Genomic DNA, 1,556 nt, shown 5'->3' on the forward strand with positions numbered 1-1,556 from the left:
TCTGCGTACCCGCTACGTTGACGAGCAGGCGACGTCGCTGGATGACGCCCTGGCCCGCATCAAGAAATATACCGCCGAAGGCCGCGCCGTCTCTATCGCGCTGTGCGGCAACGCCGCCGACATCGTGCCGGAAATGGTGAAACGCGGCGTGCGCCCGGATATGGTTACCGACCAGACCAGCGCCCACGACCCGCTGCACGGCTATCTGCCGAAAGGCTGGAGCTGGGAAGAGTATCAGGAAAAAGCGGTCTCCGACCCGCAGGGCACCATTCAGGCCGCCAAACGCTCGATGGCCGACCACGTTCAGGCCATGCTGGCCTTCCATGAGATGGGCATTCCGACCTTCGATTACGGCAACAACATTCGCCAGATGGCCCAGGAAATGGGCGTCGACAAGGCCTTCGATTTCCCGGGCTTCGTGCCCGCCTATATTCGCCCGCTGTTCTGCCGCGGTATCGGCCCGTTCCGCTGGGTGGCGCTCTCCGGCGATCCGCAGGATATTTATAAGACCGATGCCAAAGTGAAAGAGATTGTCAAAGACGACAAGCATCTGCACCACTGGCTGGATATGGCGCGCGAGCGCATCAGCTTCCAGGGCCTGCCGGCGCGTATCTGCTGGGTTGGCCTCGAGTGGCGCCAGAAGCTGGGCCTGGCCTTTAACGAAATGGTCCGCAGCGGCGAAGTCTCCGCGCCGATCGTTATCGGTCGCGACCACCTGGATTCCGGATCGGTCGCCAGCCCGAACCGTGAAACCGAATCGATGCGCGATGGCTCCGACGCGGTGTCCGACTGGCCGCTGCTTAACGCCCTGCTGAATACGGCCAGCGGCGCGACCTGGGTCTCTCTGCACCACGGCGGCGGCGTTGGCATGGGCTTCTCTCAGCACTCCGGAATGGTTATCGTCTGCGACGGAACCGACGAAGCGGCCGCACGAATTGCTCGCGTTCTGCATAACGACCCGGCAACCGGCGTGATGCGCCACGCGGATGCGGGCTATGAGATTGCGATTGAATGCGCGGCGGAACAAGGACTGAATCTTCCTATGGTGTCAGCAACCCAGGGGCAACGCTGAAATGAAAACTTTAACTCTTATTCCCGGCCAGCTGAGCCTGACGCAGCTGCGCGATATCTATAGCCACCCGCTGAACGTCGTACTCGACGAGCGCGCCTTTGCGGCGATTGATGAGAGCGTGGCCTGCGTCAACGCGATCCTCGCGGAAGGGCGCACCGCTTACGGCATCAACACCGGTTTTGGCCTGCTGGCGCAAACCCGCATCTCGACCGAAGATCTCGAAAACCTGCAGCGCTCGCTGGTGCTCTCCCACGCCGCCGGTATCGGCGAGCCGCTGGATGAGGCGATGGCGCGCCTGATTATGGTGCTGAAGATTAACAGCCTCTCCCGCGGCTTTTCCGGCATTCGTCTGAGCGTGATCCAGGCGCTGGCGGAGCTGGTGAACAAAGGCGTTACGCCGTGGATCCCGGCGAAAGGCTCGGTGGGAGCATCCGGCGACCTGGCGCCGCTGGCGCATATGTCGCTGACGCTGCTGGGGGAAGGG

At 62.5% G+C, this 1,556-nt stretch carries 2 protein-coding genes; both read left to right on the forward strand.

What is annotated here, in order from left to right; all coding sequences use genetic code 11:
* A partial coding sequence (hutU, locus tag PFH44_RS27395) for a urocanate hydratase (protein ID WP_283826808.1) occupies window positions 1–1,072 on the forward strand: 1,072 nt, incomplete at its 5' end.
* Window position 1,073: 1 nt separating this feature from the next.
* Window positions 1,074–1,556, forward strand: a 483-nt coding sequence (locus PFH44_RS27400) for an aromatic amino acid lyase (RefSeq protein ID WP_283826811.1), incomplete at its 3' end; no start/stop codon positions are given.

The organism is Klebsiella sp. Ech2A, assembly GCF_030078455.1.
Lineage (GTDB): Bacteria > Pseudomonadota > Gammaproteobacteria > Enterobacterales > Enterobacteriaceae > Klebsiella > Klebsiella terrigena.